The organism is Peribacillus sp. TH14, from assembly GCF_016651145.1.
In the GTDB taxonomy this organism is placed as follows: Bacteria; Bacillota; Bacilli; order Bacillales; family DSM-1321; genus Peribacillus; species Peribacillus butanolivorans.
Window position 1 is genome coordinate 5,397,394 of sequence record NZ_JAEKEK010000001.1, and the last position, 15,674, is coordinate 5,413,067.

At 35.2% G+C, this 15,674-nt stretch carries 15 protein-coding genes and 1 pseudogene; 7 read left to right on the forward strand and 9 right to left on the reverse strand.

What is annotated here, in order from left to right; translation table 11 throughout:
* Positions 1–354: 354 nt before the first annotated feature.
* The 5 genes from JFU50_RS25960 to JFU50_RS25980 all read right to left on the reverse strand — a co-directional run bounded on the left by JFU50_RS25960 (position 355) and on the right by JFU50_RS25980 (position 4,185).
* Positions 355–1,776, reverse strand: coding sequence for an amino acid permease (locus JFU50_RS25960; protein ID WP_201224757.1), 1,422 nt, complete (start codon positions 1,774–1,776; stop codon positions 355–357).
* 514 nt (positions 1,777–2,290) lie between these two features.
* A complete protein-coding gene (locus JFU50_RS25965) occupies positions 2,291–2,917 on the reverse strand; it encodes a YitT family protein (protein ID WP_201224758.1) in 627 nt (208 codons plus the stop codon).
* A gap of 515 nt (positions 2,918–3,432) precedes the next feature.
* The gene (locus JFU50_RS32060; protein ID WP_446728191.1) at positions 3,433–3,621 is read right to left on the reverse strand and encodes a hypothetical protein; all 189 of its coding nucleotides are present in this window, start codon (positions 3,619–3,621) and stop codon (positions 3,433–3,435) included.
* A 9-nt stretch (positions 3,622–3,630) separates the two neighbouring features.
* Positions 3,631–3,813: a hypothetical protein gene (locus tag JFU50_RS25975; protein ID WP_201224760.1), complete on the reverse strand. Its 183-nt coding sequence runs from the start codon at positions 3,811–3,813 to the stop codon at positions 3,631–3,633.
* A 12-nt stretch (positions 3,814–3,825) separates the two neighbouring features.
* Complete coding sequence (locus JFU50_RS25980; RefSeq protein ID WP_201224761.1) at positions 3,826–4,185, reverse strand: sigma 54-interacting transcriptional regulator; 360 nt, start codon at positions 4,183–4,185, stop codon at positions 3,826–3,828.
* A 698-nt stretch (positions 4,186–4,883) separates the two neighbouring features.
* Here JFU50_RS25980 and JFU50_RS25985 point away from each other — a divergent pair.
* Together JFU50_RS25985 and JFU50_RS25990 are read left to right on the forward strand one after the other, a co-directional pair.
* On the forward strand, positions 4,884–5,045 hold the full coding sequence (locus JFU50_RS25985) for a hypothetical protein (RefSeq protein ID WP_201224762.1): 162 nt from the start codon (positions 4,884–4,886) through the stop codon (positions 5,043–5,045).
* Positions 5,046–5,072: 27 nt separating this feature from the next.
* Positions 5,073–5,405 carry a YmaF family protein gene (locus tag JFU50_RS25990; RefSeq protein ID WP_201224763.1) on the forward strand — a complete coding sequence of 111 codons (333 nt, stop codon included), beginning with the start codon at positions 5,073–5,075 and terminating at the stop codon, positions 5,403–5,405.
* 53 nt (positions 5,406–5,458) lie between these two features.
* Here the strand turns inward: JFU50_RS25990 and JFU50_RS25995 are convergent, their stop codons facing one another.
* The 4 genes from JFU50_RS25995 to JFU50_RS26010 all read right to left on the reverse strand — a co-directional run bounded on the left by JFU50_RS25995 (position 5,459) and on the right by JFU50_RS26010 (position 8,014).
* A complete protein-coding gene (locus JFU50_RS25995; RefSeq protein WP_242485275.1) occupies positions 5,459–6,166 on the reverse strand; it encodes a DUF421 domain-containing protein in 708 nt (235 codons plus the stop codon).
* 546 nt (positions 6,167–6,712) lie between these two features.
* Positions 6,713–6,937 carry a YbaN family protein gene (locus tag JFU50_RS31115; RefSeq protein ID WP_342366323.1) on the reverse strand — a complete coding sequence of 75 codons (225 nt, stop codon included), beginning with the start codon at positions 6,935–6,937 and terminating at the stop codon, positions 6,713–6,715.
* A gap of 546 nt (positions 6,938–7,483) precedes the next feature.
* A complete protein-coding gene (locus JFU50_RS26005) occupies positions 7,484–7,684 on the reverse strand; it encodes a recombinase family protein (protein WP_242486193.1) in 201 nt (66 codons plus the stop codon).
* Between the two features lie 168 nt (positions 7,685–7,852).
* A complete protein-coding gene (locus tag JFU50_RS26010; RefSeq protein WP_157444376.1) occupies positions 7,853–8,014 on the reverse strand; it encodes a hypothetical protein in 162 nt (53 codons plus the stop codon).
* A 376-nt stretch (positions 8,015–8,390) separates the two neighbouring features.
* Between JFU50_RS26010 and JFU50_RS26015 the strand changes: the two genes are divergently transcribed.
* From JFU50_RS26015 to JFU50_RS26035, 5 genes and pseudogenes are all read left to right on the forward strand, one after another.
* Positions 8,391–10,796 carry a M14 family metallopeptidase gene (locus tag JFU50_RS26015; protein ID WP_201224764.1) on the forward strand — a complete coding sequence of 802 codons (2,406 nt, stop codon included), beginning with the start codon at positions 8,391–8,393 and terminating at the stop codon, positions 10,794–10,796.
* Between the two features lie 709 nt (positions 10,797–11,505).
* Positions 11,506–11,802, forward strand: a pseudogene (locus JFU50_RS26020) (tyrosine-type recombinase/integrase); the annotation flags it as partial.
* A gap of 578 nt (positions 11,803–12,380) precedes the next feature.
* A complete protein-coding gene (locus JFU50_RS26025) occupies positions 12,381–12,803 on the forward strand; it encodes a hypothetical protein (protein ID WP_201224766.1) in 423 nt (140 codons plus the stop codon).
* Positions 12,804–12,823: 20 nt separating this feature from the next.
* Positions 12,824–14,704: a pLS20_p028 family conjugation system transmembrane protein gene (locus JFU50_RS26030; protein WP_201224767.1), complete on the forward strand. Its 1,881-nt coding sequence runs from the start codon at positions 12,824–12,826 to the stop codon at positions 14,702–14,704.
* 356 nt (positions 14,705–15,060) lie between these two features.
* Positions 15,061–15,309, forward strand: coding sequence for a hypothetical protein (locus tag JFU50_RS26035; RefSeq protein ID WP_201224768.1), 249 nt, complete (start codon positions 15,061–15,063; stop codon positions 15,307–15,309).
* Positions 15,310–15,674: the final 365 nt, after the last annotated feature.

The window sequence follows — 15,674 nt, forward strand, 5'->3', positions numbered from 1 at the left end:
CCTCCCAATTTATTGATCCCTCACAAAAAGGGGCTTATTCTAAAAAAGCACGTAAAGTCCTCTTGAGACTTTGCGGTAATTGTGGACTGACAATGAAGGAATGTCTCATTTATTAAAGAGTAAAACAATATGATTTACCTGAAACTGAATTCTATTAAGTACTTTTTACAGATAAATATTAAGGAAATCATATAGTCTAGCTAAATAATGCTGATATTTGAAGAATGTTCATCTGAGGAAATCCATAGAAGCAAACGTAGCAATAAATATACTGATTTTAATTGGTTAAGTTGAATCCGTATAGCTTTGCAATTGTCATTTTACCAATGTCTATTGATTGCGTAGTAGTTTAGATTAATTATATTTAGAATTTCTCAGAATTAGGGGGCTAGGAACAATATTTAATTCATTCTCCATATACTTCGCTTTTTTTCGTCGAAATAAAAAGAAAGAACATATAACTATAAAACTGAATAGCATCGTAAAAATAAACTGTGGACGCTGTGAATCTATAAATGCCATTAATATTAAAACGGAAATCATAGAAATGATGGTTGCATAAGTTAAATATGGAAATAACCACATTTTAATCTTGAAAATCCCAGGATTCTCTTTTTCCATTCTTTTCCTTAAACGGAGATGAGAAATCGCAATGGCTAGATAAACAAGAATTCCAATTCCACCAGAAGAATTTACTAAAAAGAAAAATATTTTGTCAGGAGAAATATAACTAAAAATTGTGCTAATAAAGGCAAACAGTGTACTTGCAATTACCGCCAAAACTGGGACCCCATTCTTGCTCACTTTTGAAAATAATTTTGGGGCATCACCCTTTTGTGCAAGAGAAAATAACATCCGAGAGCTCGTATAAAGTCCTGAATTCAAACAGGACAGCAAAGCGGTTAGAACTACGATATTCATAATTAAAGCAGCTGAAGGAATTCCCATCATTTCAAGAACAGCAACAAAAGGACTTTTAAGCAAGGATGCTGAATTCCAAGGCAAAAGTGTCACTAGTATAGCTATTGAGCCGATATAAAAAATAAGTATTCGCCATACCACGCTATTTAACGCACTTCTTACAGACTTTACTGGATCACTAGTCTCTCCAGCTGCAATGGCGGGAATCTCAACTCCAACGAAAGCGTGAAAAACAATCGCTACACCAACAAGAACTGAACTAATCCCGTTAGGAATAAAACCACCAAAGTTCAAAAGATTAGAAGCGCCAGGTGGCTTTATCGTTGGTATTAAACCCAGAATCACCGCTACTCCTAGACATAAGAATAGAATAATACTGACTATTTTAATAATAGAAAACCAATATTCAAATTCGCCAAATGATTTAACAGAAAATATATTTGTTAGTTTTAATAGAATTATTAATGAGAGACTTATTAACCACACTGGAACTGAAGGAAGCCACTCATGTATTATCGCTGCCCCTGCTGTTGCTTCTAGTGCAATTACAATAACCCAAAAAAACCAATATAACCAACCTGTAGTAAAACCGGCCCACTCACCAATCCCTTCTCTTGCATAAACAGCAAAAGATCCTGTATTAGGGTTTACTGTAGCCATTTCTCCGAGCATTCTCATGACTAAAACAACGATTAAGCCTGCTAATACGTATGATAAAATCGCTCCGGGGCCTGTTTGACCAATAATAATACCGCTTCCTACGAATAAACCAGCTCCTATTACACCACTCAAAGATATCATTGTTAAATGTCTTTGTTTAAGACCAGGTTTCAATTCTTCTTGTTGATGTTTCATAACCTCCACCAACTTTCAGTAATTTGGGGAACCACCTATTGATAACGCTTACATCTACTTAAAAAGCCAGGCTACTCTAAAACAACTACATAAACTACCTTTCCCTTACATACTCACAAAATAGTGAAAAAAATCATACATAACCATAAAACGGTGCAGATTTACCAATAAATAGACATTTCCGAAACAAACACTAGCGTTATTCTTATGTGTGTAGACACATAAGAATAGGTCTTTTCAGCTTATTGCTTAATATTATTCACGCAACCAAAGAGACGAAGCTCTAGATTTTCTGTTATCCTATTTCCTCCTCCATATAGTTTATTATGACAATCGAAACGGAACTAACATCACTACGTCATGATGTTAGTACCACTTTCTATGTGTATAATACACTCTGACTTTTTTAAAGTCAATTTAAAAATCAGAATATTTGGACAACCGTTCAAGAATCATTATAAGAACATAATTTTAATGTTTACAAAACACCAGACTGACTCCTGATCTCGTAATTCTATTTTTCCGTTTTAGCTGTTTTGTCCAATTGCCCTTCGGTATCTATCAATACTGCCTTCTGATTTCTATTAAGCATTTTCTTTAAAAGTGACGAAAAGATCAGCGTAAACGCAACACCCTTAATGATCGAAGTATAACCATAAACAAGCAGACCCAATAATAGTACGATAAGATTAATTATCCTGATTGTCGTCGCTATATCTATTTTTTTATTTTTGTGATGTAAAATTAAAGCTATAACATCAAACCCCACAGTGGATGCATTTGCTGTTATACATAAATAGTATCCTAGTGCTATCAAAATCGAAGAAATGATAATTACTACAATGATGTTTACATCAATGCTTATATTAAGTGAATAAAATAAGTTAAAAAAAAGCATATAACTAAGGGAACTTACTATTGATTTGAAAAAGTATTCTTTCCCTAGAAAAACTAAACATATAATTAATAATAGTCCTGTAACAAAATTGGCAAGCATGGCTATGTTATAGCCAGATAAGGCATTTAATAGTAACGCGGAACTCGTCACACCACCATTAATAATTTCATTTGGTACGATCAAATAAGCATAGGCAAAGGTCATTGAAATATTTCCCACAATAATTTTAATTAAGTCCTTCATTAATTTTGTCACCTTCCTATTACAATTTAAGAAAAAGTCTAAAAATTAGCCAGTAGAGCTTTCTCCTCCTTCGATATATATATTTATACTTGAACTATATGAACAACATTCATTTGTAAGTTCAAATATTCAAGATTCGTTCAAGTTACATTTAGTCTTTACCGCCACTGCTTTTTGATATAAGTAGAATGAATTCCTTGCTAGAAGCTCTCTTCCCTCCTTATCACCGTAATATTCATGCAATCTGACAATAATTGTATTAAGCCTCCTATTAAGTTAAAAGGAATCTTATTTTGAAATAGTCCTACTCTCAGAACCTGATTCATTCATTATCAAAAGTAGTAATAATATTGGCAGACAAATTAAAAGATCGTAGAATTATCAAGTGGCAGTCAGCATCATTTCTTCCTGAACAATCCAATAGGCTCGAGAACGGTTAGGAGTATATTAAAGCAAACCAAACCCATTTTGAGTGAATACTCAATTGAAGAATATTATTGCTAAAATTATGAATCTTATCTTTTGTATGAAAATTGGATTCCGAGACGTTTCATTCTCCTTATCAGATTTGCATGGTCAATGTCGAGCTTAATGGCGACTTTTCTAAGGCTTTGTGAAGATTGATGGGCATTTAAGATCATCTGAGATTCAAATTGAGCCATGGCTTCCTTTAGATTAAGATTATTTGTGGATAATAGATTAATATCTGACTTTTAATCGCGGAATATTTCTTGGGGAATTTCTAAATTCCATTTATCTCTTATATGTTCTAGCAAGTCTCTAGGGGTTATGAATGGTACTGAGGTTGATACTACTAAAAACTCTATAATATTTTTTAATTCACGAACATTACCAGGCCATTGATAGCTTTCCATAATCTTTAAAGATTCAGGCATGATTTGTTTTTTTTATCCGTACTGCTCACAAAGCATTGTAAGGTAAACATCAATAAGAGGTAAAATGTCGGATTTCCGCTTGTATAACGGTGGAATATTCAAATGAATCACATTAATTCGGTACCACAAGTCTTCTCTGAATTGTTTTTTATTAACAAGATCCCTGAGGTCTTTACTGGTGGAACAAACTAACCGAAACGTAAGAGGAATTAGCTTCGAATCACCTATTCGAGTAATTGCTTGATCTTGAAGAACACGAAGCAATTTAGCTTGCATCAACAATGGTAGTTCACCAATTTCATCTAAGAGTATGGTGCCTGTATTAGCTTTTTCAAAAAGACCAGCCTTCCCTCCTTTTTTTGCCTTTTCCATTTAATTTTGCATTTCCTGACTTCTATAAACAATTTGTGAAGTATTAATTCTTTGTTTTGCTTCAATTTCTTTATCAGGTTCAATTATTTTCGCCATTATCCACTCTCCTTTTGTAGTCATTTTATTACCAGGTCGGTGACAATTCAACATCATTATTATATAAGTTGATATATAATATCTAAATATTTCGTGCATTCAAACTTCGGCATAATTCTTGCATCTGTAAATCAATAGTACTGAATCCTAAACTTTTTGAGGCTTGATAAAAAATTGAGAAGACATTCATAAAAAAACCAAGAAAAAATGACAAACTCCTTAAACAAAAAAGAAAAAATGACACCTAGAGATTAAATAGAGGTCACTTTCTCAAATGGGTGTTCTTTATAACGATATGTTCGTTTTTTATAGAGATATGCACTCCCTATTTCCAACTGTATGAAATAAGTTTACCTCAGTCAGGCATGTACAAAATACAGCTCACATGAAAGATGCTTACACACTCAAGCGGTAAGTTTTAAGAGATGTCAATTTTGCTAATTGGGATACTAGTCATAAAGCGTTATATATAAGAAGTCAACCCTTTTGGTTGTCCTTCCCTTCTTAGAATGATAAAAATTATATTGGTATATTGTATTTTTTCTATATTTTCACAATTGGAATCAATTATATGATTATATTTATGTTAGGGAGGGAAAAAGATGGGAAAAACACTATATCAAGACCAAACATTAGTGTTAATTCAAACATGCCAGATTCATGATGAGGTATTAAGTGAACATGGCTTTTACATGATTAAGGTATTGGAAAAACGTATGAATATGAGTGAACAGTTAAAAAAAACCGAAATCTATATATATTGAAAAAGTGAGATGATTGGGAGTGGATTAATGGTAGGAAAGAATGTTTTTATTCAAGGATTTGTGCCAAACCACAATCATAGATCCGTTTACTATACATCTGTTGATGCTGGCCATGTTCATCAGTGTTTAGATGTAACTTCTCCTCCTGTTATGAGTAAAGATGATAACCATGTGCATTACACGGAAGGATTTGTTGTCTATGAAGATGGCCATACTCACTATTACCAGGCATACTCCGGCCCTGCTTTTCCTGTAGGAAATGGTATGCATGTTCATTACTATGATTTTAATACAACAGAAGCCAATGGACATCGCCATCGGCTGAAGAGCGTTGGCCAGCCAGCTCCAGGAAACAAGTAAAGTAATTCAACTGTTCCAAACACCTTTTCTTTTTTATTAAGGCTTCTCTGTAATTAATTATCTCTCCCTGGCTTGTAGTAATAAGGATCGCTTTTATGTTCCTTAATTTCATTATTATCTATAAATAACTTTCCATCTTCTAAAAAAGTTGCTAATGTAATATTCTCTATTTTTTCACCCATTTTTTCGAGCTCGTTAATTAGCCAGCTTTGGTTTAATTGTAGATATTTTAAATTATGGTAAACAATTTGACTGTCCAGTATGAGTGGGATAGGAAGATATTCTCTCTTGACACTTAAATTTATATCATTAGGTTGAACTGGTCGGTATTCTGACTTGGGAATAACACTAATACTTCCTGTTTCCTCCATCACTGCAATGGCAATGTTTTGAGTATCGGTATACCCTTTTACTCTTAAATGTGACAATAATTCATTTATTGGCATACGTACCTTTTTCAACCCCTTTATATCAATATCCCCGTTTTGAATTAATACCGTTGGACTTTCATATAAGACCCATCTTAATTTATTATGTAAGGATATACGTATAAAAATTTTATATAAAATTACTGTAATTCCAGCATAGGTAATAGCCTTTCCCAAATTATTATCCTCTACTGGGGAACTGATGATATTGGTAAGGACAAGAATATACAATAAATCGAAAGTGTGCATTTGAGCTACTGCTTTTTTTCCACTCAACCTTAAAAATAAATATCCTACAACAAAAATCAAGAATGTACGGTAAAATGTTTCCAATTTTGCATCACCTCTTATAAAAATTCTCAACTTCTATCAAACGTACTAACTGAATAAAAGATATCTTTAGTATTAGAAATTTAATTCGTATCTAAACCGGAAATTTTGGATTTGCAAAGGTCAAGTAAATCATTTTAGACAAACACGACTTAAATGGTCAATTTGTCCAATTAATCTTCTTGAAAAAAAGAATAGGTACCCCTCATTTCAGTATTACCATGGCATAGGTAGCTTCATATAATATTTCTCTATTTTTACTGAGACACCTTCTTCAACAAAACCTGCTCATTTAGCTCCATAAGAAAAAGAGTCGCCGAAGCAACTCCCTAATTGAAGTAAAGCACCCGTTATTTGAAGAAAATTTTCAACAATCTCTTTGTTTCGTACTGTTTCGGTCAATTGTTTTAATTTTTTTAATGAAATAATAATGTTTGTAGAGGGCGAGCACTACCAACAGGATTTTCACTAAAAGGATGTCCACAAAAAATACAGAAATTATGATGAAGAAATCAGCAACTAAATTGATTCTGATTTTCTCTTTTCGGGTCATACCTTTTTTTGCAGGAATGCTTCAACGTATTTTTCATATAATGAGGTGCTTTTGAACCAGTTTTCAATCGACTTGGAACTTTTCGCAAAGCAAAAAGCAGCGAATAAGTAAAACGGACCGCCCGGCAGAACAGGTAACACAGTCCCTGCAACACCGATCACAAGTGATATGAATCCAAGAAGCAAAAATAGGATACTTTTTACTTTTTTAATTGTAATCACCTTTTTATTTATATTCTATTCCCTTATAACGTAAAAGGGAAGTCCAATTGATTCAACATCACTGAATAGTATCTTACCATTTTCTTATTGGCTCCCTCAGTTTAATACGATTTTCTCACAAATACTCGCTTTGTCTATATAGATTTTTCGCCTTTATTATTGAAAATTGTTATCCTAATCTTAATTACACATTTTACAATGAGGAGAACACTATATCCTCCAAAATGATAAATGAATCAAAATATTGGTTAAAGTGTAATAAAATCAATAATACTGAACTCGGAGAAAACATTAATACAAGTTTTTCATTTTAACCAAATCTAATTTGAATTTTGGTAACAAATGACAATGGAAAAGTATCATGATACAATGTCTCGATACTTTTCTATTTTTTAATCTATGTCTTAGTTTAAACATTCCTTAACATCCTAAGCCAAAATCTTTGTTGCGGCTACTCCTTTAACAAATTATTAGATATGATTGTCGGTTTGAAATAAGTTTGATCCAAAGTATGTTGAAATATTGTTCATTGAATTTCTCTCCATATTAAATTTTATCCCCTTTTAATCCTTTCCATGATTCATATTTAGTTATTAAAATTGCTTTCTGTTTCTCATTTAATGCTACTAGGCTTATTTTCGGTCTGCCTAGATGTTTGCCTTTTGCTTTGGCCGATTGAATTCCTTCTCGTTGCCTCCTATTAATATCCTCTCTTTCTTTTTCAGCAACGAACGAAAGAACCTGCAATACTATAGTAGTATCAATGGTGACAGGCACCACAAAAATACACTGTCCACGCGGTGTGGACAGTCATCTGAATGTGATTTTTTATACTATGAGATTTTTATTTATGGCGGCAGTTTTTGCAGACTTTGATGGTTTGGTTTGTTTCAGTTTTGTGCGGGTAGAGAAGCTTTACTCCTGTTCTTTCACACAGTGGGCATGTCCCTCTGCCATTTGAAGGCAAGTAGCTGATTGTTTTTCCTCGGTTTCTTTTTGCCATTCCCCATCATTCCTATTCATAATAATTCTTGTTTCTTTATTAAATGTTGGACTGGCACAAAGGTTGATAGGCATTTAATGGTTTTTAACAATAGAGCCGCAATTCACATGAAATATATTACAAATTTCCTTTTACAAAATTAAACAAAAAGCAACAATATTAAACAATAAAAACAGTTGATTATCAATATGCAGTTTATAGAAATTATAATGGGATAAAATCTAGTAATTTTGCGCTCCTAAAATTACTAGAATTTTCGAGTAGCACAGTACTTTTTAAATAGGAAAAACAACCTAAAATTTAATCTTCTAAAATAAAGTATTATATTTTCTCAATAAAATTTTTGTAGAGCGGATTTTTAACTGCCCCTGATTTTACGACAAGATATTAAGTACATTCAATTTACAATAAACTTGTATTAAAATTTCTAGCATTTTGGGGGGACAGTTTTTGACAAAACAGAAAAAACAGAAATGGAAAAGGAATTTAGTGGTGATGACTGCCATAACCGGACTAGGGTTCTCTACATTTTATCCAGGCCTAAGTATTCCGGTTGCAGCGGTCGAACAGCCTGACCAGCCGATTCCTAAGGAGGAATCGGTCTCAATTGTTCAACTTGTAGTACCAAATGATAAGGCAAAGGACAAGCTTCTTGAGCTTGGAATTGACCTTACCCACAGAATCGAAGCACACGACGGAGTCTATGAAGTGGATGCCGTTGTCACACCAACAGAAATTGCCATGTTAAAGACCTTTGGCATCAATGTAAAAGAGACCCTGATCACCGAAAATCAATGGAACACACGCGTGGCAGAGCGGCAATCTACTGTCCAGCTGCAAGCCAGTCTGGCAGCTTCCGAGGATACACTTAAAGTCCTTAGGGCAAACCATTTTACCAATCAATCAGGAACCTTCCTATATCTCGAAGTGAAATCAAGCGCCGGTGCGACTGCTAGCACAGCACTTAAAGCAACTTGGACCGAGAACGGTGAGGAAAAATCTGCTACACTTTCTAGATTGGTAGATTACGGTGAATATTTATATCACTATTTGCTTCTACCAGTTAGCGCCATTCCTTCATCTGTTAAAATTGAAAGTAATCTTGGAGGAACAGCTACGAGCACCATTACTGAATGGTTAGGGAAAGAGCCGAAACATCCAAAAACAGATTATGTTACGGATTTTGTTGACCACTATATGGCACCAAATGAATTATATGAACGTGCCGAAAAACTTGCAAAAGAATTCCCGAACTTGGTAGAAATCATTGATATGCCAAATAAAACAAATGGTTACAGACGTCTTGCCCAAGCAACTATCGGCGGCACGACCAATCTCGCAGTTGTTGTTTCCTCAAAAGCATGGGGGCATGAAGGCGGGAATGATGTCTCGGTAGAATTCAAGAATCCGGGAACCAATAATGCACCACTAAAAGTGACTGTGGATGGTACCAAGATTTTAGTAGATTTAGCTACTGATTCGTCAGGAAAGGCAACAAGTACTGCCGCACAAGTGGTTAAAGCACTGAATGAGAATGCTAGCCAACTTGTCACTGCGACTACATACCGCGGTAATACTGGTGCTGGTGTTGTCGCACCAACTACAAATGCTGCGATATTAACTGACGGCTTGAAAGCAGGGGCAGACGTTTCCAGTGATCCTTTTACAGTAAAAGCGATCCGAATCGGCAAGCATCGTGACGGTTCTAAACCAGGTGTTCTTGGATATGCTCAGGAGCATGCCCGTGAATGGGTGACCCCACTCGTAACAATCGAAACGGCGGAAAGACTACTGCGAAACTATAGTCAAGATAGTGAGACAAGAAAGCTTGTCGATAATCTTGATATATTCCTTGTACCTTCAGTAAACCCTGATGGTGCCAATTACAGCTTCAATGATTACAATATGCAGCGTAAGAATATGACCAATCACTGTGGTCCCACTGCCTCTGACCCTGGGTACCGTAATAATTGGGGAGTTGACCTTAACCGCAACCATTCTGTTGGTTCCGTTTTTGATGGCTATATTGGCGGAGGTACAAGTTGTACGGGAGAAACTTACGCTGGACCAGCTGAAAACTCTGAGCCTGAAGGAAGAAACCTTGTCTGGCTTGCTGACAAAAACCCAAATATTAAGTTTGCAATGAATATTCATAGTTATGGCGGCTACTTCATGTGGTCCCCTGGTGCTTACGATTCAAAACGTACAACACTGCCACGCCCATCAGCTGGTGAAGAAGCGTTTTACTGGGCAGCTTCTGATAACATCTTAAATGATATTCAGGACCACCGCGGAACGGTCATTCTACCTAGCCGTACAGGTCCAATTCCTGACGTACTATACTCTGCTGCAGGTAACTCTGCGGACTACCTATGGTATGAAAAGGGGATTTATGCCTGGAACTTCGAAGTAGGGGCAGATTTATGGAATAAGGATACAAAAAGATGGCAGGCAGCTGGATTCCAGCCAGCCTTTGTAGAAGGTCATGAAGAAGCAATGGAATTTGCCAATGGGTTGATTGGCTTAATTAAAGTAGCCTACAACAGTGCAAAAGACCATCAGCCGCCTTCCTCAAAAGCTACACCTGGAAACGGTAAATACACAGGTCCAGTTGATGTTAAGATTGAAACAAGTGAGCCAGCCACCATTTATTATACGCTTGACGGCAGCCGCCCTACCTTCCAATCAGCTAAAATTAAATTAAGCGGCACCCGTGAATTTGCAGAAACATTAAAAATTGAAAAGACAACAACCATCAATTATTTCACTGTGGACGCCGCAGGAAACATTGAGAAAAACTACAATCCACTTGGTAATGGGAAAAACTATAATTCTGTAACGCTTACAATAAAATAACGGTTTGCAAGGGGTTGGCCTTACGGGGTCAACTCCTTTTTCATTGGTACCTTTGAACTGATAGACTTTCTATTATATTGGGCCTTCTTTTTATATTTCAGCCTCTTTAATAGGTGGCCATAAAATCAACAAACCTCTAGCAAATGCTTCTGCTATTCCAAACCCGTTGTCACATAGCTTAATAGGATTAAAGGCGATAACCCTAGTACAAATTATCGCACTTTTCAACTGTAATTATATAGAAAAACTATAGTTTCCAAATTTTCAAAACAGGCTCCTTCGTATTCGTAACCTTCCCCTTTTCTTCCAGATATCTATATGTCGCCTTTAGATTGTGATATCAAACATCGATCCCTGTTTCACCCTCATATCTCGGTTCATATCCTTGGTTCATTGCTGCAACCTTAATATAAACATCCCGGTAAGAAAATGTCCTGTCAACAACACTCTCCTCACACAGCTGGCAATAGCGAATGCAAGCTTGCAAATCTCCTTCTTCGATAGCGGGAGAAAGGCTTTCCATTTCTTCATGCCTTTTAACTCTATCTTGCCACTCTTGGCGTCAAGATTAGTAGCGTAAAAGCCCGAGAAAAGGAAATGAAGCATTTTAACCTCTGTTTGGGGTCCTTATCCAATCAGCCGCATTACTAAGAAAATGTATGAAGAAAGAATTCTGGAATAAAACGAAAAATACAGCCAAAATTATATGAACGGATTTATTTTCGCTCGAGAGTATGGGCATCCACAATTAAGAAAAGTTATTGAGACCCGGCTAAAAAGGCTTCTAAAAAAAGCAGAAATAGAAAAGAACATTACTCCACACTCATTTAGACATACGCACACTTCATTATTGATTGAAGCTGGAGTTGGCATTAAAGAAATTCAACAGGAACTGGGACATACAGATATTAATACTACAATGAATATCTATGCTCACATGACCGCCAATATGGAAGAAAAGGCCTCCCAACATTTTAGCAAACTGATGAAAGACCTTCTCATATAGTTAGCTTTTTTGTCACAGGTTGCCGTGTTTTTAAAAAAACGAGGACAAATCCGAGGACAAGAATAGCATATTATCATTTTAGACGTTGATATAACAAGGTTTTTAACCCCTTATTACATCATGCTGCCCATTCAATTAATAATTTTATAGGAAGTAACAAGTTAATAATATCAACACTTTTGGTAAAAGCCACCTAAAATAACTTCACTTAGTGTCATGATATTTCAATGTCAGGTGAGCAAATAGGTGAGCATTTTCAATTATATTTTAACTGATATGAAGAACCTGAAAAAGACCCCCTATTACAAGAGGAAGCATATTTTTAAATAAACCTAATCCTATATTATACCGGAAGGAGAAAAATTATCATGAAAATGAAAAAATCCTTAAATCGAATTCAAGTCTGCATTATTAAAGAAACACATAAATGAGTTTGAAGAAAAAGATGGCATTTTAACTGAGGCTTTCATTTTAGAAGGAACAGAAGATATGATTTTCTATGTCTATAAATTTGAATCTCCCTGCAAAACTGTGAAAGGTGCAATATTATTATAAAACATTGAGAGGAGATTTTATAAATGAACTTTCAAAAGATTCTTAATGGGTGTCTTATTTTATTCCTTGTATTGAATGTTTCAGCTTGTGGGAGTGAGGGTGTAAAAGGAAATGGTAAAACAACTGAATTGAGTCTGGAGGAAGCTGAGCAGTTTGAAACAGGCTTTTTATATGTAAGGTCACCATTTGAGAGTAGAAAAGAAGAAGAAGATTTTAAAATCAAGGAAATTGAACGTGTAGCTAATGCAAAAAACATTGATTTAAATATTTATCATGCTAAAGAAGATACTTCAAAACTTGGACGAAAACAAAATTCGTTAACATTTGCTTTTTATCAAGATGGTGAAGTAAAAAAGAAACTAGATTTTATCGATCTCTCAGATGATGATATTCATTTTGAAGTAGCAACATTTGTTCAAAGTGTGCAGCAGGAATATTTGAAATAGGTTAACTAGGGGGAGATTGCATGGATGAAGAAGTAGCAAGGATACTTGAAAAATTCTCTGATTTTCTCGAAGTAACCAATCCGATCAGTTATATGCTTCGTTGGATAGGATGGGTCATTATAAAAGGGCTTGCATGGCTTGTTGATTCCCTATCAAACATAACAGATTCAATCCTGGGATTAAAAATGTTTTACGACAGTGTTGAAATTACAAGTTTTGTAGAATTTCTTATTCCCCTCTCTGTGATATTGATGGGGTTTTCGCTTCTCTACACAGGATATCAGCTCATTTTTCAAAAAAAGTTGGATCGTGAAGCTATTATATTGAATGTTTTTATGATAATGTTTTTTTTCGCTTTGATACAAGAAGGTATGGAAAAGGCAAATCAATTCACAGATAAAGCTATTGATGCTCTTGATGTTGTTGAAGAAGGTTCAATTAGTCAAAAAGTTATTAAAGACAATATGACTGACCTTGCTCAATTTGACGTAACGGGTTGGAATACTACTGAACTTAAACATCCTAACCGAATTCCAAAAGATCGAATTTTAAAAATTAATATCACACAATCTATTGATAAAGATTTTGAACTTACAGGGGGAAAAATGACAGATACAGGGCGTGAGGTTTACTCTCATCGTTTGGAGTATGACGATCTTGGTAATGCCAAGAAAGTTAAATTAGATAATGGTTTCTTTACTGCCTTTAAAGAAAAATATTACCGTTGGGACTGGAACTTTTGGACAATTGCAATCACTTTAGGTATAACGGCTTTTACAATGCTGACAATCGCTATAAAACTAGCAAAACTGTTCTTTGAGTTAACATTCAACTATGTATTAGCAATCATTATAGCCCCTGCTGATATTCATTCAGGGCAAAAGACAAAGCAAATACTTCAAAGCATCCTAAATACTTTTCTTGTGACAATTATGATTTTCCTTTCAATGAAAATCTATCTGATTGGTACAGAGTTTATTACCGATAAATTGGATGGTGTCGCCTATTTAATTGCATTATTTGCTTTCTCTCTTGCTGTAATTGATGGTCCTAATATCGTTGAACGGTTATTTGGTATTGATGCAGGACTGAAATCTAGCTGGGGTGCCGTAGCCGGTGGTTATGCTGTTGCAAAAGGCGTAACCGGTGCAACAAAGGGTACTGCAAATACTTTGAAAGGATTATCAAGTGAAGGTAAATCGGCCACATTGAAAGGTCTAAGTGGTATTGCAGGAGTTGCAGGAATGGCACAAGGCCTTAGAGCAAAAGGACGTGACCAATCCACAGAACAGACTTCGAATGTTTCTGAAAGTGGTCATTCTGCAGATTTAAAGGCACAAGATCAAATTCAAGAAAAACAAAGTCCAAAAGGTTCGGAAGGCTCCAGAGAAATTGATGCTGGAACGCAAGAAGTTGCTTACTCAATTGAACAAGAAATGGCACATCAACAACAAGAAGAAGGACAAACAGGAAAAGGGAAAGTAATAGGGTTGCATGGTCAAATGGCTCTGAATGGTGTCTCCAGTAACGGAAAACGGAATGCAGCTGTAAATAGTTCACACTCCAGTTCATCTGAATCGCCAAGCCAAATGAACAATGGCGATATAAAAAAAAACGAGAAAATGTCAGGTGACTACGACAGTCTCAGTCCTTCATCCCCTTCCTTTTCACAATCAAATTATCCTTCGATTTCATCTGAAATGGAAGCAGAACCTAATAATGAAACACCACTACAAGAAAAAGGAACTGACCGAGAAACTCGTCATGTTGGAAGCCTAATTGCTGATAATGTGCAAAACAGTCAATCAATAAAAACGGTTAAACGGACCTATCAAATTGGTCAAAATACAGGAGAAAGTGTAAGAAACAACATCGCTAAGTATCGTCGGAAAAACCAATAAAAAAGTAAAATTAAAGAGAAGGTTTCCTTCTCTTTTTTTAAAAAGCAACCAACAAAAGGGAGACACGAAGGGGACATTGGTCGAAAATAAGGGGACGTAAAGGGGACATTGATTAACATTTAATGATATCACTAAATACCAGCTTTTTTAATAATAATGTAAGACCCATGTCAGCCCACCTATATCAATCAGGAGCCCCACGTCAGCCCACCTGAAAGAAATTAACGATATCATATTAAACACTAGGCTTTGCCTAGGATATCACCCATGGTGATTTCAGTTTTTCCTTATGCTCTTTCTCACTCTATAGCCTTTAAATCCATATTTTGAGTTTTACCAAAAAGGAGAGTTAAACAATGGATATTTTTTTAAGAAATATAGACCCAGTAGCAATGAAAAAAATTGATGAAATGGCAAAAAGAAAATCAATATCAAGGCAAGAATTCCTTAAATCAATTGTAGAAAAGGTAGCATATGAACCAGAAATAAATGAAAATGAATTCCGTTTAGAAAGTATAATAAAAATGAACTTTCAAATAATGAAGGAAGCAACAAGTACGATTAATCGTTTTGAAAATTTATTAGTTGAATTAACGGAAGAATAAATGAAGATCCATTTTCTCCTTTTTTCTTGAAGGTATTTTTTGGTTAAATTCAAAATAAAAATAGAATGTAAAAGTCGAGGGCTACAAACATTTTGACCAAAGGAGCGTATATCACATTTGGAATTGGATACTTTTTGTTAAATATCTTTACACACGTAACAGACTACTTAAAGGAGCAGACAGCGGAGAAATCCCAAAAGTATTTGAGCTATGAATTTTGGTCAAAACCAATTTTCTGATATAAAAAGACCGCCAACCAAAATGGTTGAGAGCCTTTGAAAAGGTATTAGAATTAACGTTTGACAACAGAGGTGCACGACGTGCGCCTCTTTTATTTTTCGTTAGACATTAGCGCTTTCGTATTC